This window comes from Persicimonas caeni (assembly GCF_006517175.1).
Taxonomy (GTDB): Bacteria; Myxococcota_A; Bradymonadia; order Bradymonadales; family Bradymonadaceae; genus Persicimonas; species Persicimonas caeni.
In genome coordinates this window covers 3,254,254-3,277,121 of sequence record NZ_CP041186.1, presented here as the reverse complement: position 1 = coordinate 3,277,121, position 22,868 = coordinate 3,254,254, and the positions used below count along the sequence as shown (strand labels likewise).

The 22,868-nt window shown below is 62.9% G+C and carries 18 protein-coding genes; 9 read left to right on the top strand and 9 right to left on the bottom strand.

Annotation, left to right across the window (positions count from 1 at the left end; genetic code table 11):
• Nucleotides 1–50 precede the first annotated feature (50 nt).
• From FIV42_RS12145 to FIV42_RS12135, 3 genes are read left to right on the top strand one after another with little or no spacing between them, the layout of a single operon-like run.
• Nucleotides 51–749 (top strand): hypothetical protein, encoded by a 699-nt coding sequence (locus FIV42_RS12145; RefSeq protein ID WP_141197948.1) that lies wholly within the window; start codon nucleotides 51–53, stop codon nucleotides 747–749.
• Nucleotides 750–772: 23 nt separating this feature from the next.
• Complete coding sequence (locus tag FIV42_RS12140; RefSeq protein ID WP_141197947.1) at nucleotides 773–2,050, top strand: hypothetical protein; 1,278 nt, start codon at nucleotides 773–775, stop codon at nucleotides 2,048–2,050.
• On the top strand, nucleotides 2,047–3,144 hold the full coding sequence (locus FIV42_RS12135; RefSeq protein WP_141197946.1) for a WD40 repeat domain-containing protein: 1,098 nt from the start codon (nucleotides 2,047–2,049) through the stop codon (nucleotides 3,142–3,144). Before FIV42_RS12140 ends, FIV42_RS12135 begins: the two co-directional genes overlap by 4 nt.
• A 13-nt stretch (nucleotides 3,145–3,157) precedes the next feature.
• Here FIV42_RS12135 and FIV42_RS12130 read toward each other — a convergent pair whose 3' ends face one another.
• Nucleotides 3,158–3,814 carry a deoxynucleoside kinase gene (locus FIV42_RS12130; protein ID WP_141197945.1) on the bottom strand — a complete coding sequence of 219 codons (657 nt, stop codon included), beginning with the start codon at nucleotides 3,812–3,814 and terminating at the stop codon, nucleotides 3,158–3,160.
• Between the two features lie 165 nt (nucleotides 3,815–3,979).
• Between FIV42_RS12130 and FIV42_RS12125 the strand changes: the two genes are divergently transcribed.
• The gene (locus FIV42_RS12125; protein WP_141197944.1) at nucleotides 3,980–5,344 is read left to right on the top strand and encodes a hypothetical protein; all 1,365 of its coding nucleotides are present in this window, start codon (nucleotides 3,980–3,982) and stop codon (nucleotides 5,342–5,344) included.
• A gap of 51 nt (nucleotides 5,345–5,395) precedes the next feature.
• Here FIV42_RS12125 and FIV42_RS12120 read toward each other — a convergent pair whose 3' ends face one another.
• The 8 genes from FIV42_RS12120 to FIV42_RS12085 form a co-directional block, all read right to left on the bottom strand.
• Nucleotides 5,396–5,950 carry a DUF4112 domain-containing protein gene (locus FIV42_RS12120; protein ID WP_141197943.1) on the bottom strand — a complete coding sequence of 185 codons (555 nt, stop codon included), beginning with the start codon at nucleotides 5,948–5,950 and terminating at the stop codon, nucleotides 5,396–5,398.
• Nucleotides 5,951–6,525: 575 nt separating this feature from the next.
• On the bottom strand, nucleotides 6,526–11,109 hold the full coding sequence (locus FIV42_RS12115; protein WP_141197942.1) for an efflux RND transporter permease subunit: 4,584 nt from the start codon (nucleotides 11,107–11,109) through the stop codon (nucleotides 6,526–6,528).
• A complete protein-coding gene (locus FIV42_RS12110; protein ID WP_141197941.1) occupies nucleotides 11,106–12,329 on the bottom strand; it encodes an efflux RND transporter periplasmic adaptor subunit in 1,224 nt (407 codons plus the stop codon). Before FIV42_RS12110 ends, FIV42_RS12115 begins: the two co-directional genes overlap by 4 nt.
• A 2-nt stretch (nucleotides 12,330–12,331) precedes the next feature.
• Nucleotides 12,332–13,030, bottom strand: coding sequence for a TetR/AcrR family transcriptional regulator (locus tag FIV42_RS12105; RefSeq protein WP_141197940.1), 699 nt, complete (start codon nucleotides 13,028–13,030; stop codon nucleotides 12,332–12,334).
• A gap of 265 nt (nucleotides 13,031–13,295) precedes the next feature.
• Nucleotides 13,296–13,481: a hypothetical protein gene (locus FIV42_RS12100; RefSeq protein ID WP_141197939.1), complete on the bottom strand. Its 186-nt coding sequence runs from the start codon at nucleotides 13,479–13,481 to the stop codon at nucleotides 13,296–13,298.
• 383 nt (nucleotides 13,482–13,864) lie between these two features.
• Nucleotides 13,865–14,485, bottom strand: a complete 621-nt coding sequence (locus FIV42_RS12095) for an outer membrane beta-barrel protein (protein ID WP_141197938.1) — start codon at nucleotides 14,483–14,485, stop codon at nucleotides 13,865–13,867.
• Nucleotides 14,486–14,531: 46 nt separating this feature from the next.
• Nucleotides 14,532–15,956, bottom strand: a complete 1,425-nt coding sequence (locus FIV42_RS12090; protein ID WP_141197937.1) for a hypothetical protein — start codon at nucleotides 15,954–15,956, stop codon at nucleotides 14,532–14,534.
• Nucleotides 15,957–16,062: 106 nt separating this feature from the next.
• A complete protein-coding gene (locus FIV42_RS12085) occupies nucleotides 16,063–16,686 on the bottom strand; it encodes a penicillin-binding protein activator LpoB (protein ID WP_141197936.1) in 624 nt (207 codons plus the stop codon).
• Between the two features lie 363 nt (nucleotides 16,687–17,049).
• On the opposite strand from FIV42_RS12085, the gene FIV42_RS12080 reads away from it, so the two are divergent.
• From FIV42_RS12080 to FIV42_RS12060, 5 genes are all read left to right on the top strand, one after another.
• Nucleotides 17,050–18,075, top strand: a complete 1,026-nt coding sequence (locus tag FIV42_RS12080) for a hypothetical protein (protein WP_141197935.1) — start codon at nucleotides 17,050–17,052, stop codon at nucleotides 18,073–18,075.
• Nucleotides 18,076–18,151: 76 nt separating this feature from the next.
• Entirely contained in the window at nucleotides 18,152–19,048 is an 897-nt protein-coding gene (locus FIV42_RS12075; RefSeq protein WP_141197934.1) for a hypothetical protein, read from the top strand.
• Nucleotides 19,049–19,138: 90 nt separating this feature from the next.
• Nucleotides 19,139–20,806, top strand: coding sequence for a hypothetical protein (locus tag FIV42_RS12070; protein WP_141197933.1), 1,668 nt, complete (start codon nucleotides 19,139–19,141; stop codon nucleotides 20,804–20,806).
• An 18-nt stretch (nucleotides 20,807–20,824) separates the two neighbouring features.
• Nucleotides 20,825–21,547, top strand: coding sequence for a lamin tail domain-containing protein (locus FIV42_RS12065; RefSeq protein ID WP_141197932.1), 723 nt, complete (start codon nucleotides 20,825–20,827; stop codon nucleotides 21,545–21,547).
• Nucleotides 21,544–22,848, top strand: coding sequence for a phospholipase D-like domain-containing protein (locus tag FIV42_RS12060; RefSeq protein ID WP_141197931.1), 1,305 nt, complete (start codon nucleotides 21,544–21,546; stop codon nucleotides 22,846–22,848). The genes FIV42_RS12065 and FIV42_RS12060 overlap by 4 nt, the downstream gene beginning before the upstream one ends.
• The last annotated feature ends 20 nt before the right edge of the window (nucleotides 22,849–22,868 follow it).

The following is a 22,868-nucleotide window of genomic DNA, read 5'->3' as shown; positions in this document are numbered from 1 at the left end:
GCCCCAGGCGTGAGCGCACCGCGCGGGCTGTCTGTGAAGTGAGCGAACCTATGGTGGACACAAATCGATTCAAGCTTGGCCCGGATTGTGTGCGGCTGGTCTCTGAGGTGGCCGCCATTTTGGCCAGGCGCAACGAGGACAATGTCACGCATGTGCTCGAGGTGACCACCTACCTGCCGCTCGACGTCCAGAGCGTGGCGCGCATCCTCGAGAGCCTCGAAGACAACGAGGGCGGCGGCGTCCAGCGCATCCAGAGCGACACCCTTCCGTATTTTCACTTCGAAGATCCCGACGTATACAGCCTGCGCGAGCTCGACCTCGACCGCGGCGAGCACCTCGAGGATATCCAGGGGCTGATGCGCACGATCAACGCGCTGAAGACCGACGAGGAGTGGGAGCGCAAGGTCTACGACCAGCACCAGGTGTTGCAGGTCGCCGCCGGCGCCAAGAGTTCGACGGTCGAGCTATCGTATTTCACCAGCCGCCTCGACCTGCCCAGTGCCAAGATCCAGAGCATCCTCAACGACTTCGGCGCCGAGGGGCATATCGAGCTGCACTACGACGAAGACACCGACACGCTCAGCTACACCTTTCCCGACTTCGACTACCCCGACGTTCGCTTCGATCGAAATATGTCGCTGCAGGCCAAGGCGGAGCCCAAGGCGTCGACGAGCCCCATCTGGGGGATCATCGCCCTGGCGACGCTGGGGCTTCTGGTGGTCATCTTGCTCATCAAGCTGTCACTCTAGTAGCCCACTGACCCGCGGTATTCATGGCTGACAAGCTGCACATTCCCGGTCCCGACGAGCAAGACGAACCCTGGGAGATGGACATCACGCTCGTGATCGCCTGGGGTATCTGCATGCTTATCTGCATCGGGCTCTTCTTGCTGTTTCGCGGCCGGATGCCCGAGCCCGAGCCGCCCAAGCCCGAAGATCCGGTCAAGGCGCGCCAAGTCGAACTGCTCGACCGGGCCCGCTTCGGGGGCAACGACTTCGAGACGCTCGAGTTTTCGGACAAAGACGCCGTGGCCGTATTTCGCCACGGCCCGCGCGAGGCCGCCGAAGCAGCTTGCCGCGACCTGAAGCCGGTGCTCGAGTCGGGCGGTCTGTCGCACACCCTGCACCTCGAGCTGCTCAAGACCGTTGACCGACGCGCCGAGCACGCTCCGTGGACCTGTCTTGTGCGCTCGTATCTGGCGCGCGAGATCTCGGCCGACCTCGACCTGTTCGGCGAGCTCGGCGAGTTCTGGCAAGAGACGCGCGCCTTCAAGACCTCGCCCACAATCGTCAGCTCGGTGCTCGAGGAGTTTCGGCGAAGCCGCAACCGCCCCGAGCACGCGCAGTTCTACGCCTGGCTTCGCCTGTGCGGGCTGCACCCGCTGTATGCGGCGAGCCCCGACTGCCAAAAGATCTTGTATCAAATCTCGCCGGCGCAGGGAGAAGACGCGCTGGGCGCGGTCGAAAAGCATTTCCAGGAGGTCGAGCCCGAGGCGCTGCGCGAGGACATGAAGATCATCGTCCCCGCGCTGGGCGAGCTGAGCCAGAAGGGCCAGCCCAAAGAGTGGCGCGTCGAGATGGCCGACGGAATCGCCAACTACGAGGCCTCCTTTCGCATCGGCGCGACCTTCGTTTTGTGCCGCATCGTGAATTCGCCGGACGACAGGGTCGCCCGCGCGGCCGCCGTCGAGGTCGCCGAGACGGCCACCGTGGGCGCGCGCGCCACCGACGAGAACCTGCTGCGACGCTGGCGCGAGTCGTGCGGTCTTGCGTTTCAAGTGGGCCAAGGCGACGAGGACGCCGAGGCAGGCGAGGCGGATGAGGCCGGCGAGGCCGAGTGGGCGCCGGCGCTGGCGGTGTGGAACGGTCAAAAGGACCAGCCGCCCAACTACGCCCTGGCCTGGGCGCGCGAGCGCGGCGATTGCCCCGACGACGGGCGTCCGGCGTGGGCGTGTGGGCTGGATCTGTGGCAGGGCGCCGGCCAAGAACTCGACATGGCGCTGATGAATTACTTCACCGAGACTCGCTACATCGAATGGGCTGGAGAATGAATCGAACGTGGATCGCCGCAGGCGCCGCAATGGCGCTCCTCGTCGCTGGTTGCAGCACCTCTCAAACTGCCCAGACAGACGGCGAGGCCGTCGCCGACAAGAGCGCAACGGACGCGCAGGCCAGCGAGCAGGCCGGACCGGCCGCGCTGCCCGACTTCGCGCCCGCTGCAGACACCCCGGCGGTCGAAAGCTTGAGCTGGGGCGACGACGGCTCGCTTCGTCTGGGCTTTGCCGACGGCAAGTGGGCCAAGATCGACCCGAAGGCGCAGGACGCCTCGGTCGGCGAGGTCACCGGAACGCCCGCAGGCGTCGTGGCCGTCTCGCCGGGCGCCAAACTCGCCCTGGCCGCCAGCAACCCGCCGGTGGTCGTGCGCCTGCGCGACGGCCAGACCGTGTTGCGATTGAGTACGGTGTCCGACTTCGCCACCGGCGGGTTTTTGTCAGACGGCGAGGGCCTGTTTGTCGTCGAGCCTCACGGCAAGCTGCACGTATGGCGCCAGGGCGAGACCGACCTCGACCGCGTGGCCACCCGCGACCTCAAGAAGTTCATGGCCCGCCAGTCGCCCGATTTCACCGCCAACCTGTCGTCGCTGTCCACCGAGGCGCTGGTGACCGAGACCAACGCGATGATCCTGGCGACCGCCTCGGGCAAAGTCCTCCACTGGAAGCCCAGCAAGCCCGGCGAGATCGCCACGGTCGTCAAATTGCCCACCGCCGCCCGCTCGTTCGGCTTCGACGGCCGCTACGTCGCCGCGACCGCCACCGACGGCAGCCTGCGCGCGATCAGCTTGTTCGAGAACAGCTTTTTGTCGTGGAGCATGAAGGAGCGCGGCGAGATGGTCGCCGCCTCGCCGAAGCTGCAGGACAAGTTCGTCGTCGCCGACGCGGGGTCGCTCGCCCTGCGCGGGTTCGCTGACGGCGCCACCGACTGGAAGGCGGCACTCCCCGAAGGCGAGCTGTGCGGGCTGGCGTTCTCGCCGCAGGCCGACACCTTGGCTGTATGCGTCGACTCGGGCGTGGTGCTCGTCGAGCCCCAAACGGGCAAGACGCGCGCGGCGCTGCGACGCAGCGGCGACGCCATCGAATGGCGTTGATCCCCGACTCTCTTTAAAACTCAATCGCCTTGGGCGGGGCTTTGCTGGCCTGATAAGCGCGCTGGATACGGTCCATGAGCTCTTCGACCGCGTCGGGCTCTTCGGCGAAGTGCACGTCGGCGGTGTCGACCTCGACGAGCGGGGTGTCTTCGTAGTGGGCGAAGAAGTTGTGGTACAGCCCGCGCAGCCGGTCGAGGTACTCCAGGTCCATGTCCTGTTCGTAGGAGCGCCCGCGCTTGTTGATACGCTCGTGCAGGATCTCGAGCGGGGCGTGCAAGTGCACGACCACGTCGGGGGTGGGGACCTGCTCAGTGAGGATATTGTACATGCGGTCGTACAGCGACAGCTCGTGGTCCGACAGCGTCAGGCTGGCGAAGAGCCGGCATTTGACGAACAGGTAGTCGCTGACCGACAGCGTCGAGAAGAGATCGCGCTGGCTGAATTGCTCCTGCTGCTTGTAGCGGCTGAGCAAAAAGAACATCTCGGTCTGGAAGGCGTACGCGTCGCGGTCGCCGTAGAACTTGGCCAGAAAGGGATTCTCCTCGAAAATCTCGAGCACGGTGTTCGCCCGGTACCGCTCGGCGAGCAGGTTGACCAGGGTCGTCTTGCCGACGCCGATGGGGCCTTCAATGACGATGTAACGGGGGAATTCGTGGGTTAAATCAGGCATGGTCACTGCTAAGCCAAGAGGGGGCGACCGCAAAGCGAAAAAGGCAGCTATTCGTTTAACGTGCCTGCCTCGATTCGGTCAATACCAACAACCCACACTTGCCCCTACACGCGGCGCATGGCAAGAATTGAGGCGTGATTCGATCACCCGCTTTCGAGTTCTCTCATGCAGTTTCGACGTAAAAGCATTGCCCGCCATCTTCACTCGGCGCTCACCCTGTTGGTGGCCCTGGCAGCGATCGGCCTCGTCTCGTTTGGCTCGATGGGGGCCGCCGCGGCTCAAGAAGCCCCGCTCAAGATGGTGTTCGTCAACAGTGACCCGATGGACGGCACGGCGGTGTATGACGCGCTGGCCGAGGTGCTCGAGGCGAGCAGCGACCTGCAGTTGGTCGATCCGGGCGATCTGCTGGCCGCCGGCAGCGAGCGCGGCATCGGACTCGATACGTTGCGCGACGGCGACAAGCGCCTGCGCCACCGCGCCGAGTTCGCCGCCATGCTCTCGCAGACCGGCGGCGAGGCGATCTTGGTGCTCGACGTCTTCGGCGGCGGCAACACGATGCAGCTGGTGGTCATCGGCCCGTACGGCAACGAGCTCGACGATATTCGCCAGTCGATCGCGGGCAGCCGCCCGTCGCAGAGCGAGAGCGTCACGGTGCTCAAGCAGGCGTTCAAGGCGCTGGTGCCCAAGGTGCGCCAGTACCGTGAGGAGCAGGCCCAACGCCAGGAGCAGCAGGCTGGCGTCGATCTGGTCGGTGAAGAGGAGCCGCCGTCGGACTCCCAGAAGATCAAGGAGCGGGTCATCCGCGAGCACCGCGAGAAGCACGCCGACCTGAAGACGGGGCTGACCCCGCACGTGGGCATGATCTTCGGGCGGCGAAGCCTGCAGCTCGAGACCCAGGCCGACTACCAGCTCGATCACGCCAGCCCCTTCGTGGGCTTTGGCGCCGAGGTCGACATCATCTTCGCGCTCATGGATGGCGACACGGCGGCCTTCGGCGCCACGGTCTTTGGCTCGTTCGCGCCGTTTACCACCGTCTTCACCAACGACCAGGGCCAGCCCGTCGAGCTGCCGAGCGCGTTTTCGAACGTGGGTGGCGACTTCAAATACCTAAAAGGTGTGGGCGCCGACCTGATCGTGTTCGGCAAGGCGGGCGTCGAGCTGATGTCGATCCAGATCGATCAAAACCAAGCCTACACCGGCAACGACTACATCAACATGCGGGCCGGCGCGGGCCTGGTCTACCAGTTCGGCGAACTCGCCGAGCTGCACCTGGACGCCGCGGCGCTGCCGGTGGTCGACGCCAGATTGTCGGGCGATGTCATGGGGCCGGCGGACTTCGGGCTGGGTTGGAACGCGGCCGCCAAGCTGCAGTTGACCTTCTTGAAGCCGTTCGAGGTCGCCGCCGGCTACGACTTCCAGTACTACCCCACGACCTTTTCGCAGCCGGTGTTGGAAGACCTCGGCGGTCAGCCGGCCACGACGACCGACATGTTCCACCTGGCGAACGTGATGGTCGGCTACGGGTTTTGAGGGAAGGTTGGGAGCGAGGGCAAGGACGCCCTCGCGCCGATTTGGAATGTACTATCCTTTGATGATCCACCACAGCAGCGCGAACGGCAGCGCGGCGATGGCCAAGAGCACCAGCACCACGACGAACCCACCCAAGTAGCGCAGCACGCCGCTCTTTTGCTTTTCTTCGGTGACCCGCGCTGGCAAATCCGACGGCAGCCGCGGCGCGTCGCCGCCGTTGTTGACCCCGTAGAATTCGAGCACAAGATCGACGTTTCGCCGGTTGGCTTTGAAGGCGGCGTCGAACAGATCTCCCAGCGCCGGCACGTAGCCCGTCACCAAGTCGATCGTCAGGTTGATCACCTGGCGGGTGAGGATGCGCCGCGGCACCCCTAGGCGCAATGAGGACCAGAAGATATAGACGCCGACCACCCAGGTGGCCCAGTCGCCGCCGCCTGGGATGAGCCCGATGATGGGGTCGAGGCCCACGCGCCAGCGGACTACGGGCAGCTCGAACTGGTCGTCCATCAGACGAGCCAGCCGGTCGAGCCTGCCCAGGGATCGCTCGAGCTGGGCGCGCTCGTCGCTGGTCACGTCCACAAGTTCAGTCGTCTCGGTGGTGGTCATAGGGAAACTGATACACGAAATCGGGCGGCGCTCAAAGGGAGGGACAGGGAGGCAAGAGGGTCAGCGCGTTGATGAGCTCGAGGTCGGGGAAGACATCGTATCGGGTAGGAATAAGCTTTGGTGTGACACCAGGTCGCACAAAGTCTGGCGAAGTACGGAAGGAAAAGTACTACTACATACTTCGGCAGGGCACCGATGAACAAAAGCCTTCGGCTGATAGTCTGACAAGCCTTTCACGTGGGGTCCCACTCGATGAAAGGAGCGAAAGATGGGTCACAAACGACTCTTCCCCAACCTCGGGCTCACCAACGCGTCAAATTGTGAGGGTCACGCACGCGCATGACGCGCTGCGTCATAAATGCCTCCTTGCGGGAAATATCTATCCTGATTCTCCCCGGTCAGCGACCAACATCCAGTTCAGTCCAATGTGGCAGTGAAAGCCTCTAACACACAATGTAGGACAATCTACCACAGTCGTCAAAGTACAGACGGTGATTGTCGAGCTTCAACCGGGGCAGGAAGGCCTGCCACCCGGGAAGCTCGGGCTTCCCTGGTGGCCACTTCTCCAAGTTGGGTCAGTCGTCGATGCCTGCAAGGTAGCGCAGCGTGCGCACCGCCAGCTCGACCTGCAATTGGTCGCGGGCGAGGTTGATGCGCGCCAGCGTGAGTTGGTCTTGGGAGTCGATCAAGTCGAGCTGGGTGGTCACGGCGTTCTCGTAGCCGATCTGGGCCTGCTCGAAGGCCTGTTCGGCCAGCTCGACTTGCTCCTTGGAGGAGGCGACCTGGGTCTTGGCCGACAGGTAGTCGGCCCAGGCGCGCTCGAGCTCGGTGGAGATGTCGTCGAGTGTCTGCTCTTTTTGGAGCTTGGACGCCAGAAGCTGAGCGTTGCGCTCGTCGAGCAGCGCCTCGCGCTGGCCGCCGTCCCAGATGGTCCACTGGGCCCCGAAGATCATCTGCCACTGCGGGTCCTGCTCGCTCAGGTCGGTGTCGGCGCTGTCCGAGTACTTGAAGGTCGCCGACAGCGTCGGCAGGTACTGGTAGTAGACCTCCTCGAGGGCGAGTTGGGCGATCTTCTGGTTAATGCGCTCGACTTCGACGGTGTAGCGCTCTCGCTCGGCGGTCTGCTTGAGCTCGGCGAGCTCTTCGGGCAGAGCGACATCGGCGGGCTCTTCGACGTCGAAGTCCGCCTCGGTCTGCAGCAGATTCGCCAGCGACTGGCGTGCCTTGATGAACGACAGGCGTGCCTGCTCGAGGTCTTTTTCGGCCTCGACGACGCGCACGCGGGCGCGGTTGAGGTCGAATTTGGTGGCCACGTCGGCCTCGACGCGAAGCCGAGTCGCCTCGAGCAGGGTACGCCGCGAGGCGAGCTGCTGGCGCGAGATGCGCACGAGTTGCTTGCCCAGAAGCAGATTGTAGTACAGCTGGGTGGCGCTGAAATCGATCTGCTCTCGGGCCGAGGCGAGTTGGGCTTCGGCGCGGTCCTTCTGGCCGTAGGCGATCTGGATGCCCGGCCAGGCGCGTGCGTTGAGCGGCAGCGTGGCGCCGACCTCCCAGTTCCAGGTGGTCTGGGGCTGGGTGACGATGCGGATCGGGTCTTCACCCGGGATGAAGGAGGGGAACTCGCCGGCGATCTCGTCCTGGTTGATGATGTAGTTTCCGCTGGCGCTGACCTGCGGCAGGATGCGGCTAAACGCGCTCTGGATCTGCGACTCGGCGACGGCCAGTTGCTGGCGTGCGAGGCGCACGTTCAGGTTTTGCTTGCGCGCGATGTCGCGAGCCTGGTCGAGCTCGAGGACGCGATCGGCTTCGATGAGTTCGGCCTCGTCGATGTCATCTTCGGGGCGAAGCTCGACATCCTGCTGCTCGACATCCTGCTGCTCGACATCCTGCTGCTCGGCATTGGTCTCTTCGGCCTGAGTCTGATCGGGTTGCTGCTTCGGCACCTCTTGAGCCTGAGCGAAGGGCGCCATCGACACGATCAGCAACACGAGCGCCGAGGCGCTGCCCATCTTGAATAGCTTGCGAATGCCTTCGCTCATGTCGTCGAACAGCGAGTAGAGCACCGGCACGACCACCAGGGTGAGCACAGTGGCCACCAGCAAGCCGCCGGCGACGACGTTGGCCATCGGGCCCCACATTTCCACGGAGTTTCCTCCCACCACGATCTTGGTGTTCACGAAGTCGATGCTCACGCCCACGACCAGCGGCAACATGCCGCCGATGGTGGTGATGGCGGTGAGCATGACCGGGCGGAAGCGCACCAGGCCGCCGGTGATGACCGCCTCGCGCTTGCTGAGGCCGCGCTCCTTGAGCTTGTTGATGTAGTCGATCATGACGATGGCGTTGTTCACCACGACGCCGGCCAGGCTGATGATGCCGATGCCGGTCATGATCACGCCGAAGGGCTCGCCGGTGATGATCAGACTCCACAACACGCCGATGAGGCTCAACAGCACGCTGCACAGGATGATGAACGGCTGGGCGATGGAGTTGAACTCGGTCACCAGGATGAGCGAGATCAAGAAGACCGCGGCCAACAAAGCCTTGGCCAAGAAGTCGCCGGCCTTCTTCTGCTCTTCCTGCTCGCCGGTAAAGGCGAGCTCGTAGCCCGGGGGCACGTCGAGGTCTTCGAGGCGCGTCTGGGCTTCTTTTAGCAGGTTGTTAGGCAGGTAGCCTTTGGCCGCGTCGGCGGTCACCGAGACCACGCGCTGGCGGTCTTTGTGGCGGATCGAGCCGCTACCGCCGCGCACGGTGATCTGGGCGACGTCGACCAGCGGCACGCGGTTGTTGTCCTTGTCGGCCACGGTGAGCTTTTCGAGGTCTTCGACGCCGTCGCGATCCGATTCCTGCAGACGCACGGTGACGTCGAATTCGTCTTCGCCTTCGCGGAAGACGCTCGCCTTGGTGCCGTTGATGGCGGTGCGCACCGTCTGGGCGATCGACTGGGTGTTGACCCCGCGAAGCGCGGCCTGGCGCCGGTCGACCAGAATCTGGATCTCGGGGCGGCTCAGCTCGATGTCGTCCTGCAGGTTGACGATGCCGGGGATGGCTCGCAGCGTCTGGCGCACCTCGCGGGCGATGGCGGCCAGGACCTGCAGGTCTTCGCCGCGAATCTCGATGCTGACCGGCGAGCCGGTCGGCGGGCCCATCTCCTCCTTTTTGAGGATGACGCTGGCGCCGGCGACGTCGGCGTACTCCTTGCGAAGCTCGTCCATGAGCTCTTCGGGCGGGCGGGGCTGATCGTCGACGTCGAGCAGGTCGACCGAGATCTTGCCCTTGTGGGGCGTGTTGCCGCCGGCAGCGACCATGCCGTCGCCGCCGCCGACGCCCGAGTCGATGATGTAGGCCTCGACCAGATCGGCGCCTTGGGCCAGCGGTGCGGCCAAGCGCTCGAGCAGCTTGTCGGTCTCCTCGAGGCGAGTGCCGTCGGGGTTCTCCACGTTGATGGTGAACTTCTCGGGGGTCGTCTCGGGGAAGAACTCGACGCCGCGCGAGGTGTTCACGAAGATGGCGAAGGTGCCGCCGAAGACCAAGATGCTGATGATGACCACCACCAGCCGGTGGTCGAGAGCCCAGCCGAGTTGCCAGCGATAGGCGCGGTAGATCCACAGATCGGGCACTTCGTCTTCAGAGAAGCCGACGCCGTCTTTGACCTTCAGGAAGACCGCGCACACCGTCGGGTTGATGATCAGGGCGACGAACAGGCTGCTGACCAGCACGATGATCAGGGTCATGGGCATATACCCCATGAACTCACCCATGATGCCGGGCCAGAAGAGCATCGGGAAGAAGGCGGCGACGGTGGTCGCCGTCGAGGCGATGATCGCCCAGCCGACCTCCTCGGTGCCCACGATGGCTGCCTGCAGCCGGCTTTTGCCCTCGCTGGCGTGTCGGTAGATATTCTCGACGACGACCAGCGCGTTGTCGACGAGCATGCCCAGCGCCAAGATGAGCGCGAAGAGCACGACCATATTCATGGTGATGCCGAGCATCGAGAGCACCAAAAAGCTCAAGAGCATCGACATCGGGATGCTGATGGCCACGAACAGCGCGTTTCGCGCGCCGCCCATAAAGAAGAACAAGACCGCCAGCACGATGAGCAGGCCCGAGATGATGTTGTTCTCGAGCTCGTGGACCTGCGCCTGGATCTGCTTGGACATGTCGTTGAGCACGACGATCTCGAGGCCGTCGGAGGCGTAGCGCTTCTCGTAGCGCGCGATGATCTCCTTCGACTTCTCGGCGATGTCGATGATGTTCTCGCCGGCGCGCTTGACGACCGACAGCGAAATGTTGGGCTGGGTGATCGCGCGGCGCTCGCCGTTGGCGCCGTCGACCCAGGTGGTCAGGCGGCTGCGGGTCTCCGGCTCTTTGAAGCTGTCGTTGACCGTGGCGATGTCTTTGAGAAAGACCGGCTCGGAGTTGGGCGACTTGACCACGATGTCGGCCATGGGCGGCACCTCCTCGAACTCGCCGGGCACGCGCACCGTGTACTTCATCGCGCCCATCTCGAGGCTGCCGCCGGGCAGGTTGACGTTTTCGCGCTGGATGGCGCCGATGACCTGGTTGAGCGAGACCTTGTGGTGCTCGAGCTTGTCGGGGTCGACGTCGATCTGGATCTCGCGCTCGACGCCGCCGGCCAGATCGACGCGGAGTACGCCGCTGACCTCCTCGATATCCTCTTGGAGGGCTTCGCCGACCTCTTTGAGGCGCACCAGGTCCATGTCGCCGGAGACGTTGGCGATGAGCACGGGCCAGTCGCTGGAGTTGATCTCGATGATCTCGGGATCTTCGGCGTCGTCGGGCAGGTCGGGTTTGGCCTTGTCGACCTTCTCACGCACCTTTTGCAGCGCATCCTCGATGTTGACCTCGGGGTCGAACTCCAGGGTGACCAGCGAGACACTCTCGGCCGAGGTGCTGGTCATCTTGTCGAGGTCGCGCAGGCCCTTGAACTCCTTTTCGAGCGGCTGGGTCACCAGCGTCTCGATGTCGGCGGGCGACACCCCGAAATAGGCGGTGCTGACGATGACCACCGGGATCTTGACGTCGGGCGCGGCCTCCTTGGGAATGGAGATATACGCGCCGATACCGCCGATGATGATCACGGCGATCAACACAAAGACCGCCGTGGCGTGGCGGATGGCAAAATTTGTGGCTTTCATTGGCCTTTACCCTCCGAGGCTTCGTCGCCGTCGGACTGCTGGGAGCTGGCTTGGTCGTCGTCTTTGTCTTCGTCGTCCTTGTCGGCAGCGAGCTCGAGCCCGGCCCCGGCGGTGCGCATCTGGTCGATGCTGTCGTAGTGGCGCACTTTGCGGGCCACGGCGCCGTCGACCAGGCCGCGGTGGCCGCGCACGATCAGGCGCTCGCCGGCGTCGAGTCCTCGGGTGATCACCACGTCGGGCCCGGCGCTAGGGCCGAGCTCGACGACATGCAGTTCGGCTTTGCCAGTCTCTTCACCGCCCGGCAGCACCATCGTCTCGGAGCGCGAGAAGCCCTGCAGGACCGCTTCGCGCGGCACGACCACGGCGTCCTTCCACTGCTTTTTGATGATCTCGATCCGCGCGCTCATCCCCGGAAGGATGTCGAGGTCGGGGTTGTCCACCGTGACCTCGACGGCGAAAGTGCCGGTGCGCGGAGAGGCGGTCAGCGCCCGGTGGGTCACTTCGCCTTCGATCGTCTTGTCGCGGGCGGGAAACCTCACCGAGACCTTGTCGCCGAGCTTGACGAACGAGATGCGCGACTCGGGCACCTGACCGACGATCTCGAGCTTGTCGTACTGGATGATCGTGGCGATCGGGGCGCCCGGGGAGGCGAACTCGCCCTTTTTGACGTACTTTTTGAGGACCACGCCGCTCACCGGACTGCGCACGCCGCCTTTGCTGGCGCCGATCTTGGCCTGCTCGAGGCTCAGGCGCGCGTTTTCGAGGGCGTCCTCGGCGCGATCGAGCTGCTGTGGGGTCGCCAAGCCTTTGTCGACGAGCTTTTTGGTGCGGTCGTACTCGCGCTGGGCGCTCTCGAGCTGGCTCTCGGCCAGATCGATGCGCGCCGAGTCGAGCTCGGTGTCCACGCGCAGCAAGCGGCTGCCTGCTCGGATCTCCTCGCCCTCTTCAAAGGGGGCGACCAACACGCGCCCGCCGGCTTCGGCCGACACGGTCACCTGCTCGAGGGGCTCGGCGGTGGCCGGGACCTCGAACGACTCGGTGAAGTCGCGCGTCTGGACGGTCAGGGTTTCGACCGGGATCGGATCGGCCTCGGCGCTCTTGGCGTCTCCGTCGGCCGGCGCGGCGTCGGACTTGGGGGGCTCGCAGCCCGACAAGGTGCCCAGCACCACCGCACAGCCGGCGATGGCGAGCGCCGTCTTGTAAGCAAAACGTCGATACATCACTACTTCTCCTCGTCGACGATGCGTCCGGCACCGTTCAGAAAAAATTCAACCAGGCGCGTGCCCTCTTCGCGGCACAAAAGCTCATCCATATACTCGCGGCGTTTGGCCGCCGGCGAGATTACCTCGACGAGCTTGAGCGTGCGCATCAGGTGGCCGTTGAGCAGTCCGAAAAATTGGTGGGTCAAAAAGAGCGGCGAGAAATCGCCGTTGGGTTCGAACTCGCCGGCGGCGATCGCGTCCTCGAAGACGTTGACGATCGTGCCGATCACGCAGACATGCTGGGTGAAGATGTCGAACTCGGGCCGGCTGGTCTGCGGGCCGAAGAGCACTGAGTAGACGAACTTGAGCGCGATCGGGCTCTGGCGGCAGCCATCCAGGTGCGCCCAAGCCACGCCGCGAAGCTTGTCTACGAAGGTGTCGGTCTCGGCGAGCACCCCTTTGATCTCCTCGAACATCGAGCCGAAGAGGTGGGAAATCAGCTCGGCAAAGAGGCCCGATTTGCTCTTGAAATAGTAGTAGAGCATCGGGTTGGTGACGTCAGCCTCCTGGACGATCTCACGCACGCTGGTCGCCGCGTAACCCTTGTGGGCAAACAGGCGCAGCGCCACGGTCATAATGCGCGCAGGTACCTCGGGTACCTCAGCTTCTTTGAGCTTGGGCAAAATCTCCAGGCTATCTGGAGCGAGTGCATCTTCCATCGGTGCCAATCCTAAGTAGGAGTGGAGGGCCGCACTTAACGTTAGTTAAGCTAACGGGTGTTAGATGGAGGATGGTACGTATTTGTGGGGGGATGTCAATGGAAGGGGGAGGATGGGGTCGGAAGGGGGAGGATGGTCAAGAAATACGAAACCCGGACGCGTAAACGTCCGGGTTCGTTGCAAGCAAGCAGATGCAGAGAGGTTCGGCTCGGTGTTGCGGAGTGCAAGCAATGAACTCCGCAGGCAAATCACTCAGTAGCAGAGATTAGAACTGGATGATCGCTACGCCGCGCTCGTTGGACTCTTCCTCGGAGTACTCCTCCGTTTCGCCTTCCGGTAGGTACGGTCGGTGGCGCGGAATCTCGAGGCGAGGACGCTCGGCGTCACGCTGACGCTCACGCTTTTCCCGTTCTTTCTTAAGCTCATCGTAAATGATGTAATCCGGCAGCATCGGACTTCCCTCGGTCAGTGGGTCTTCAGACCCGAGATAAATGGTCTGGAAGTTCGAATGCCCAATCCTTGGGCCCTTTCGAGTATAACAACGGGCTGGTTACGTTCCAAATTCAAATTTTTATTGAGATTGGAAAAAAAATTACACTCCCTACGGAACTCCAACTGTTGATCACTTCGCTTAGCCTTGATTCTAGCGGTCCTGAGCGGGGTTCGCAAACTTTTTCTGAGGTCCTGTTTGATCCACTGAGCCTAAAATTTTTCTGCGCACAGTGAAATCAATCCGTTCCGAGCGCATGAAAAAGCCGCAGCCTACTGCAGGCTGCGGCTCGATATGGTCGATAAACGATCAAAGTAGGTTTGTGAGCGAGATTCGCTCGCTCATCAATACCATCGAACGCTGATCCCTGCGTTGAACGTGTCGAAGGTCGCCATGTCGTAGAAGTGGCGAGTGTAGCCGGCGTTGAAGCCCAGGGCGTGCGTGCCGTTGATAAAGTATTCGAAGCCGGCGCCGCCTTTGAGCGCAAAGCCCATCTCGTTGTGGTTGACGGGGGTGTCGCCGCGGGTGCCGTCGAAGGCGCTGTAGGCGAGGCCGCCGCCGACCTCCAGATACAGCCCGTTGATCAAGAAGAAGTCACCGGCAGCCAGCAGGCTCGTATGATGGTGCTCCCAGCTGTCGTCGCCTTTGGTGACCGTGCGGCCCCACCAGTTGAACTGGGTGCCCAGGACGATGTTCTCGTTGACGCCGCCGCCGATCATGCCGTTGACGTGGAAGCCGGGCAGTCGGCCGTCTTCGAAGCCAGCCTGACCTTCGCCTTCTTGGAGATCGACGCCGCCGACGCCGCCGCCGATGCCGATGCCGGCGAAGAGTCCTTTGCGTTTGGCGTAGCCGTCGAGGGCGAACGCGCTCGAGGCGGCCATCAATACAAAGCCGGCAGCTAGAAGAGCCACCAGCGTGCGAGCCAGGCGATTGTCTTTCATGTTTTGGGTCTTGCTATAGCGCATGATCTTGTCTCCAGTGGTTCAATCCATCCATCACAATCGCTTGGACTCACCGAAGCCGTGAAAAATTCACTACGTTCAAAGAATCTTCGCGGATCATGACCTGTCGGGCGTCGGATTCGTTGCCGACGGTAATCGAGATCGGATGGACGTCGGGGCCGAGCTGCGTACGAATGATGCGGATCCGACCGGGCAGGGTCATCCAGCTGCGGGTGTCGGGTTTGTCGGCGGCGTTCATAGCGCCTTCGACGGCGAGTTTGGCCAGAAATCCCAGGCCTCCGTTGCCCGTTTGGTTGACCACCGCCTCGGTAGCTTCGCCGGCGACCACGCGCGTCATCAAGCGGGTGATCGCGGCGACCATCATCGACGGGACCATGTGCGCATAGGCGGTCTGGACCTGCGACGAGACGTCGACGTTACCCGTCGACGGGCGCTCGGCGCCGTCGACTTTGACGACCACCGGCTTGTCGGCCGGAATCCCGATGGTGGTGAGCATGGGGAAGTTGACCGACTCGATGACGCCGTTGGCGACCATCATGTTGAGGCGGGTTTCCTGATCGTTGTCGAAGCTGTGGTAGTGCGAGCCGTGGCTGTACGACATCGCCTGGGCGATGGGCACACGCGTGGCCTGTTTCCAGGGGACGAGCCCGGTCTGTACAATAATAAGGGTGTCACCCTTCAAATATTGTTCGCGGTACTCGTCAAATGAGATCTCTTCGTTGATGTCGACCGCTTCCATGATCTTGGTCAGCGCCTCTTTGCCCTCCTCGGCCTGCAACTCGCGCGGCTTGTAGCCGGTCAGCCAGATGAGGTCGACGAGGCGATCGCGAAACTGTGGGGCGCGAAACCCGTAATGGTAGGCGCGGCTGTAGTAGCGAGCTGCCTGCTGGTAGTCGCCGGAGTGCTCGAAGGCCGCTCCGCCCAGGTAGTTGCCCACCGACAAGATCCCGCTGAGCAGCGCCGGCTCTTCGTTGTCCAAGAAGAACTGCTCGAGCAGCGTAAACCGGCGCGCCTCGACCTTGGCGCCCTGGAAGTCGCGCATGGCCAAGAAGTTGATCATGTTGAGGGTGTTCAGCAGCAGGCGCTCGTAGGCCGGCGCGCGGTACTGTTTGGACGACTCGCTGTACATGTACTTGGCGATGTCGTCGGCCCCGGTCGAGCTCAGATCGAGCCACTCGAGGTGGTCGTCGACTGCCATCATGTCGCGCGCGGCGAGCTTGTACTCGCCCATGGCCTGCAGCACGGTCGCCCGCTCTAGGAGCAAGAGGACGTTGTCGTCCTCGAACTCCATGGGCAGCCGCTTGGAGCTCTTGAGCTGCAGCTGCGTGTTGAGCAGTTTGACGGCGCGCTCGGGGTGGCTTTGGGCCACCGCCGAATGCGCATCGCGCACGTTGTCCGAGTAGGTGGCACACCCACTGGTCCACACGAGCGCGAAGAGCGCTATCAGCGCGAGATGTAACAGTCGTAGTGGCATAAACACACGAGCCTATGCACGTGGTGGTAAATGGGCGACGGGCCCCGAGACCCCAAAACCGCAGTTGAGCAGTTCCAAGACCCCGAGACCCCAAAACCCTAGGACCTTATTTCATCAGACCCTTGGAGATCGCCGATTCATTCTGGAACTTGATGGCGCCGGTCTCCACGTCGATGACCTGCACGAACATGAAGTACTGGACGCGGCGCTCGTCTTCGACGCGCTCGGCGGTGTCGTAGACCTTGCCGGTCACGAAGTACTGGGCGCCGAGCTGGCGGCCGTAGCCGGCCAGGCGCGCCGGATCGTAGGCGTCGGACTGCTGGCGCTTGATCTCGGCGATCAGCTCGGGCTGGTTCTCGTGGCTGACCACGTCGGCGGCCGACTTGTTGACCAAGTCGGTCTCGAACTTGCTCAGAAGCGCGTCGAGCTGCGGGCCGATATGCTCGCTGGTCTCGTTGCGCATCGGGAAGATGGCCACGACCGGGGCGTTGCCGCTGGCGGCCGAGCGCTCCCACATCTTGGTGATGCGCGAGCTCAGAAGCTTGTCGATATTGTCCTTGTAGAGCCGATCGAGATCCTTGCGATCGAAGCGAAGGCTCATGGTGTACTCGTCCATGTCCTCCTTTTCGGTGTCGCGTACGTACTGAGGCTTGGCGCAGCCCAGCGGCAGCGCGAGCGCCGCGGCGAGCAGCAACAGGACGAGACGGGTCGGATTCTTCCACGATTTCATGGTTGCGTTCTCCAGTTCACGTATTGGACTTCGGTTGGCAGCGTCTCACGTCTTCGACGCGCCTCGTGCAAAAATGTTCAAAATATATTTGAGAGCGCCCGCCATCGGCGGCGCGCCACACCTTATACCTGTCCCCTGCGTTTCTTACAAAGTACCGCCCTGATTGAGGTTCAGGTCGGCGTCGAGTGTAGTGGGTCTGATTTTTTGCGCAAGCGACAACCCAAAACCTATGTAGCATCCCCGCAACAATCCCCGCGAAATCACAGATATCCCGGTCTAATAGTTGAACCTCAAAGGGCTAGATGGTAGTAAGCCTGTGTCAAAATTGGCCGAGCATTTTTTCTCGATGGAAGGACGTACAAAATGAAGACGAAGCAGTGGTTGGTCCTGTTGGTGGGGTGTCTGGCTCTGGCGAGCGCGCCGATGATGGGTTGTGGCGGCGACGAAGATCCGAGCACGAACAACGCCAATAACACCTCCAACAACAACGGAAACGACGCCGGTACCGAAGAAGATACCGGCACCGAAGAAGACACTGGCACCCAAGAAGATACGGGCACGGAAGAAGACACCGGTACCGAGGAAGATACCGGCACCAGCACCGGCCAGTGCGACCCGAACCTGACCTTCGTCGGCCAGGCGTACGCCGAGGGCCAGGACCCGCATAACGGCGGCAACCCGGTCGAGGCGTCCACGGTGACCCTGAACGACGCCGGCCTGCAGGCCGTCTACGACGCGGTGCCGGTCGCCGAAGACGACGACGCCACCCCCGACGTCGACGAGAGCGTGGCCACGGTCGATCTTGCCGTGACCGAGGCGTTGGTCATCTCGACGGCCAGCGACAACCCGAACACCGCCGATCGCGACGAGGCCAGCGGCCGCTTCTTCATCGTCGACCAGAACGCCGAGCTCGAGTTCTTCTACGCTCACCCCGAGGGCGAAGAGCCGACCGAGCCGGTCAAAGTGGGCGACAAGGTCAGCTTCACGGTCACCGAGGTCAAGAACTTCGCGGGCAAGCCCGAGATCACGGCCGTGACCGACTTCACCGTCGTCAGCTCCGACAACGACGTTCCGTACACCCCGCTGACCGGCCAAGACGCCACCATGGACCTGTACGGTCGCCTGGTGCAGGTCGGTGGTGAAGTCACCAGCATCGTCAACGACAGCTGTGGCGGCAGCAACGTGTGCTACGAGCTGACCCACGGCGAGAACGCCGACAAGACGATCACCCTTCGTACCTCGTCGAACTTCGTCGAGGTCGGCGACTGCGTGACCTACTTCGGTCCGCTGGGCGCCTTCCCGGGTCCGCTCGATCCGCGAGGCGGCACGTCGACCCCGCAGCTCGACACGATCAACTTCGACTGGCTCTTCGATCCGCCCAGCGAGTGAGATTGACTGAGTCACCGCACCGGCCCCAGAGACTTGCTGGGGCCGGTGTTTTTGTATCCTCGACCATCGAGCCCAGATGATGCGCAGCAAGCAGTTTCTACTCGAGCGAATTCTCGCCGCCGCCACCGCGGCCACCCTTCTCGCCGGTTGTTCCGATCAACTCGGCCCCGAAGATCCGACCGAATTCTACGGCCAGGCCCAAGAGGCCGAGGTCCAAGAGCCGATCCCGTTCACCGAGCAGAACTACGACTTCACCGGCCCGACGCCCATTGCCGATATTGAGGCGCTGATCCCCGGGGACGAATTCGTCTGGTACGGCGTATCGCCCAGCGATCCGTATCCGCAGGGCGATGAGCGCGTGATCGACGCCGACTGTGATCCGGGCCGCTACGACAATATGGTGGCCAAGGTCGACGAACTGCCGGCGCGCATCGAGGGCATCGTGACCCTCAAGCCACGCTACTTCCAGAAGGTGTCGGTGTGTGGCCAAGACCAACGCTTCTACGGCTCGTTCTTCATCCAAGATCAGTCGGGTGGCATGTTGGTGCTCAACGACTCGCGCATCGAGGAGTTTGGTTTCGGTGATCGCATCAGTCTGCGCGTGCGCGGGGTGATGACCTCGTTCGACCAGCCTTCGGTGGTCATTCACGACGAGGTGGAACTGGTCGAGCCCGACAAGACCTACGACATCTACTACGAGAAGATCGCCCGCGACTTCGAGTCGAGCGATATCGGCCGCGTGCGCCGCATCGAGGGCACGGTGATCGGCGAGCCGACCAACAACAACTTCAACGAGTTGGTGCTCGAGGGCGATGAAGGCGCGGTCTGGCTCGTCTCGCTCGACCGCGAGTTGGGCAACCGAGGCGTCGCCCCCGAAAAGGGAGATCGCCTTGTCTTGACCGGCCCGGTGATCAACTCCTTCGATCTTCGACTCTTGGTATCGAGCCTCGGCCAGATCCAGCAATTGGATTGAGCCGGTCGACACAGATACCTGCACGGCCCCTGCCGACTAAAGTTTGATTGAATTAGCAATTCCCGGACGTATATCAACGGACGTAAACAAATGAAGTTCAAGCTGTTTTTGCTGGCCGCCATCACCGGCGCCGCCGTCGCGCCGAACGCGGCGCTCGCCCAGGAGTACGGTCCCGACGACGCCTCCTCGATCAACGTGACGCGCGAACTCGACGAGGAAGTCGACGAGGAGCTCGAAGACGAGAAGCTCTCCTGGGACTTTCGTCTGACCAACGAGTTCCACTCGTTCGATAACCTCGACCTGCGTCCGTTCGATCCCGACGAGATCAGTCCCCAGGAGATCGAGCAGTTCGACGACCGGCAGATGTTCGGCTACACGAGCGTGTCGGCCGGTGTGGCCTACGATGTGCTCGACGACACGACCTTCAACTTCGGTGGTGTCCTCAGCGGCATGTGGGGCAACGATCAGGTCGGCTCGGCCACCGATTTTCAAACCCCCATCTATGTCTACGACCTGTCGGTCGACTGGACGGCGGTCGACACCGGCACCTTCCAGCTGAGCACCACGCTGGGCCGGCAGGGCTACGCGATCGGCGGCGTGTCCGACGATTATTTCTTCAAGGATATTGTCGACGGCGTCTCGCTCAACGTCGACATGGGCATGGCCGGGCGCCTGCGCCTGATGTTCGACGTCTTCGGCGAGGCCGGACGCCCCGAAAACGTCGACTTCGCCGACTTCATCGGCGCCAACGCCCAGACGACCAACAACTTCGACGGCGACACCGACGTGTATCGCTACGGCGGCGTCTACGAGATGCTCGACATCGTCGACGGCTTCGACCTGCGCGCGTTCGGCTACGGCTCCTATATCGGCGCGGCGCGCGCCGGCCAGCTCGACGACACCACCAGCACCGGCACTGATATCAGCGCCCAGGGTCAGCTGGCCAACTTCGCCGACGAAGATTACACCTTCATGTTCGGCGCCCGCGCCAACTACACCCTGGTCGCCGATGCGTTCGAGCTGGGCCTGATGGCCGAATTTGCTCGCTCGCAGGGCATCGACCGCAAGAACACCAACCTCGGCCTGTACGACGTGAACACCAACGGCAACGCCTACGGGGCGGCGGCCAACCTGTTCACCGACCTGGGAGCGGTCGACGTGGAGGGCCGGCTGCGCTTCTTCCGCGCCGACGGCAACAACTACACCGAGCAGGACGGCCTGTTGTTCAACCACGGCTTCGTGTCGATGAAGGGCAGCGAGATCGGCGGCATCAACATGGAGCGTTATGCCGGCTGGCACCCGACCTCTTACGTCAGTGGGTTCAAGGGCATCTTCGACAACCCGCAAGACATCGATCGCAAGGCGGGCACGATGCTGGTTCGCGCCGGCGCGGGCTTCACCTTCGTCGACAAGATTCGCCTCGACCTGGACGGCTGGTTCTACCAGGACACCAGCGAGACCAACTTCGACGTGGCGCGCGCTCCCGAGATCGACACCCCGTTCGGCATCGGCCAGCCCGACCTGGAGGCCCAAGAGCGTCTGGGCAAGACGCTCGGCTACGAATTGAACGCGGCCCTTACCTATATCGCCAATGATGCGCTAAGCTTGTATGGGATTGGGGGCATCTTCTTGCCCGGGGAATTCTACGAAATCGAAATCGAACGCGCGGCGGGAACCGCACTCGGTGCTCCGAACGGAGACGCCGACGAGCTGGCTGACTTCTGGGTGGTCTCCGGTGGAGCAACCCTGGCCTTTTAAGCAGTGGCAACGAATACCATGCGACACACGAAATATATCGGCCTGATAGGGCTGGCGGCATTGACCGGACTCACGAGCGCGTGCACCCCCGACGACCCGGGGGAATCGCCCCGCACTCCGCTGTACCGGTGGGGGCAGGAGGGAGAACCCTCCAGCGGTGAACGCGGCGCCTTGATGATCACCGAGATCAACTTCGCCGGCAGTATCACCGACGACGGCACTTGGGACGCAGACGATGTGTTCATCGAGCTGCAGAACAAGCATCCGCGCCCGATCAACGTCAGCGGCTGGCACTTGATCATCGAGGGGGATGTGGTCGCGACGCACCGCATCCCGACGCTCGAAGATCCGATCCAGCCCAACGACTACCTGGTCGTCGCCCGCAAAAAGGATGGGGCGTTCGGCGAGGCGGCCGATGTCTTCATCGACAACCTCGAGTTGGGCACCAACCGGGTCAAGATCGAGCTGCGCGACCACGATTTGCGCCTGATGGAGTCGGCCGGCTCCGAAGAAGAAGAGGTCTTCGCCGGCGGCTGGGACACCGTGACGGTGCGCTCGATGGAGCGCGTCGAGCTCATCTTCGGCAACCGTGGAGAGACGAGCCGCAACTGGCACGCCTACTCGGACACGGTCGGCTTCGACACCATTAAAGAGGGCTATCGCAAGCACACCCTGGCCAGCCCCGGGGAAGCCAACAGCGCCGATTACTCGGGAAGCAGCACGAGCGGGAACTTCGAATGATGCGACTGACGAAACTGACAACGACACTTCTTCTGGTCGGCGCGATGGCGGTGGGTACGGCCTCGACGTTGGGCTGCGACGAGCAGGCCGACGGCTCGGTCTTCCCGGCCAAGGCCGAGTTCCATGTGCGCGACGTCGATCAGAGCGCCGAACAACGGGCCGAGCTGATCGCCGACATCGAGGCCGCGCGTGAGTCGATCGACATCGCCGTGTCGACCCTGCTCGACGAGGAGGTCGCCCAGGCGTTGATCGACGCCCGCGCCCGCGGCGTCGCCGTTCGCGTCGTCTCCGACTGGGATTCGCGGGATTCTGCTGGCTTGGTCCAGCTAGAAGACAACGACATCATTCCGGTCTATGGCGACGGGGCGCTGCAATACCTGCCCGAGCCGACCCTCAACAGCCTCTTGAGTATCTGTCTGTACGACCCTCACGAGGTCAAGTGCTCGACGCAGCTGGAGGCATGCTTGGGAGGCGCGGCCTCCGAGGATTGCTTTACACCCGAAGAAGGCCTGATGCAGCGACCGGGCTCCTTCAACCTGATGAGCCACAACTTTGCGGTGATCGACGAAGATGTGGTGTGGAACTTTCCCGCCCTCGACCAGGCCACCCGCAATTGGATCGGATGGCGTGCCAAGAGCAGCCAGCTGGCCTACGACTTCAGTCGTGAATTCCAGCAGATGCACGGCGGCGTCTTCTCGACGACCCTGAGCATCTACAACGGCCCGCTCAAGTCGAGCACCGACTACCGCGTGCGCTACCTCACCGACGAGGGGATCCTCAAGGTGTGGTTCAACCCGCAAGAGCGTCTGATGAAGACGGTCATCGACGAGGTCTACAAAGCCCGCGCGTCGGTGTGGGTCATGAGCGACACGCTGTCGAACCCGCACCTGGTCGACGCGCTGGAGTACAAGGCCAACAACGGCTTCGACGTGCGCGTACTGGTGCACCCCGACCATCAGGCCAGCGGTGACATCCAAGACCGCCTCGAAGATCTGGGCGTGCGCTATGCGCCGGCGACCTACGAGCATCTGTCGACGCTGCTGATCATCGACGCCGAGAAGGATCGCGAGGGCCGCAAGTGGGGCCGTCACGTCATGGGGCTTAGCCACCCCCTGCTTCACGGCTCGCCGTTCGAGGTCGAGTACAAAAAACCCGACGACGAGATCTATATCTACCCGTCCGACCTGTTTGCCGACGGCAACCTGTGGCTGATCGACGAGAAAGGCGCCAACACCCACGACTTCACGCTCAACGACCGGTTCGTCGACCAGTGGCGAAATCTGTGGGAGGCGGCGCAATGAGGCACACCGAGGCGAAGACA

What these genes read in the sequence shown, in the direction of transcription:
- FIV42_RS12095 (WP_141197938.1), bottom strand. Translation starts at nt 14,485, where the DNA reads ATGCGCTATAGCAAGACCCAAAACATGAAAGACAATCGCCTGGCTCGC.
- FIV42_RS12135 (WP_141197946.1), top strand. Translation starts at nt 2,047, where the DNA reads ATGAATCGAACGTGGATCGCCGCAGGCGCCGCAATGGCGCTCCTCGTC.
- FIV42_RS12115 (WP_141197942.1), bottom strand. Translation starts at nt 11,109, where the DNA reads ATGAAAGCCACAAATTTTGCCATCCGCCACGCCACGGCGGTCTTTGTG.
- FIV42_RS12105 (WP_141197940.1), bottom strand. Translation starts at nt 13,030, where the DNA reads ATGGAAGATGCACTCGCTCCAGATAGCCTGGAGATTTTGCCCAAGCTC.
- FIV42_RS12130 (WP_141197945.1), bottom strand. Translation starts at nt 3,814, where the DNA reads ATGCCTGATTTAACCCACGAATTCCCCCGTTACATCGTCATTGAAGGC.
- FIV42_RS12140 (WP_141197947.1), top strand. Translation starts at nt 773, where the DNA reads ATGGCTGACAAGCTGCACATTCCCGGTCCCGACGAGCAAGACGAACCC.
- FIV42_RS12145 (WP_141197948.1), top strand. Translation starts at nt 51, where the DNA reads ATGGTGGACACAAATCGATTCAAGCTTGGCCCGGATTGTGTGCGGCTG.
- FIV42_RS12110 (WP_141197941.1), bottom strand. Translation starts at nt 12,329, where the DNA reads ATGTATCGACGTTTTGCTTACAAGACGGCGCTCGCCATCGCCGGCTGT.
- FIV42_RS12120 (WP_141197943.1), bottom strand. Translation starts at nt 5,950, where the DNA reads ATGACCACCACCGAGACGACTGAACTTGTGGACGTGACCAGCGACGAG.
- FIV42_RS12085 (WP_141197936.1), bottom strand. Translation starts at nt 16,686, where the DNA reads ATGAAATCGTGGAAGAATCCGACCCGTCTCGTCCTGTTGCTGCTCGCC.
- FIV42_RS12075 (WP_141197934.1), top strand. Translation starts at nt 18,152, where the DNA reads ATGATGCGCAGCAAGCAGTTTCTACTCGAGCGAATTCTCGCCGCCGCC.
- FIV42_RS12080 (WP_141197935.1), top strand. Translation starts at nt 17,050, where the DNA reads ATGAAGACGAAGCAGTGGTTGGTCCTGTTGGTGGGGTGTCTGGCTCTG.
- FIV42_RS12060 (WP_141197931.1), top strand. Translation starts at nt 21,544, where the DNA reads ATGATGCGACTGACGAAACTGACAACGACACTTCTTCTGGTCGGCGCG.
- FIV42_RS12065 (WP_141197932.1), top strand. Translation starts at nt 20,825, where the DNA reads ATGCGACACACGAAATATATCGGCCTGATAGGGCTGGCGGCATTGACC.
- FIV42_RS12125 (WP_141197944.1), top strand. Translation starts at nt 3,980, where the DNA reads ATGCAGTTTCGACGTAAAAGCATTGCCCGCCATCTTCACTCGGCGCTC.
- FIV42_RS12070 (WP_141197933.1), top strand. Translation starts at nt 19,139, where the DNA reads ATGAAGTTCAAGCTGTTTTTGCTGGCCGCCATCACCGGCGCCGCCGTC.
- FIV42_RS12090 (WP_141197937.1), bottom strand. Translation starts at nt 15,956, where the DNA reads ATGCCACTACGACTGTTACATCTCGCGCTGATAGCGCTCTTCGCGCTC.
- FIV42_RS12100 (WP_141197939.1), bottom strand. Translation starts at nt 13,481, where the DNA reads ATGCTGCCGGATTACATCATTTACGATGAGCTTAAGAAAGAACGGGAA.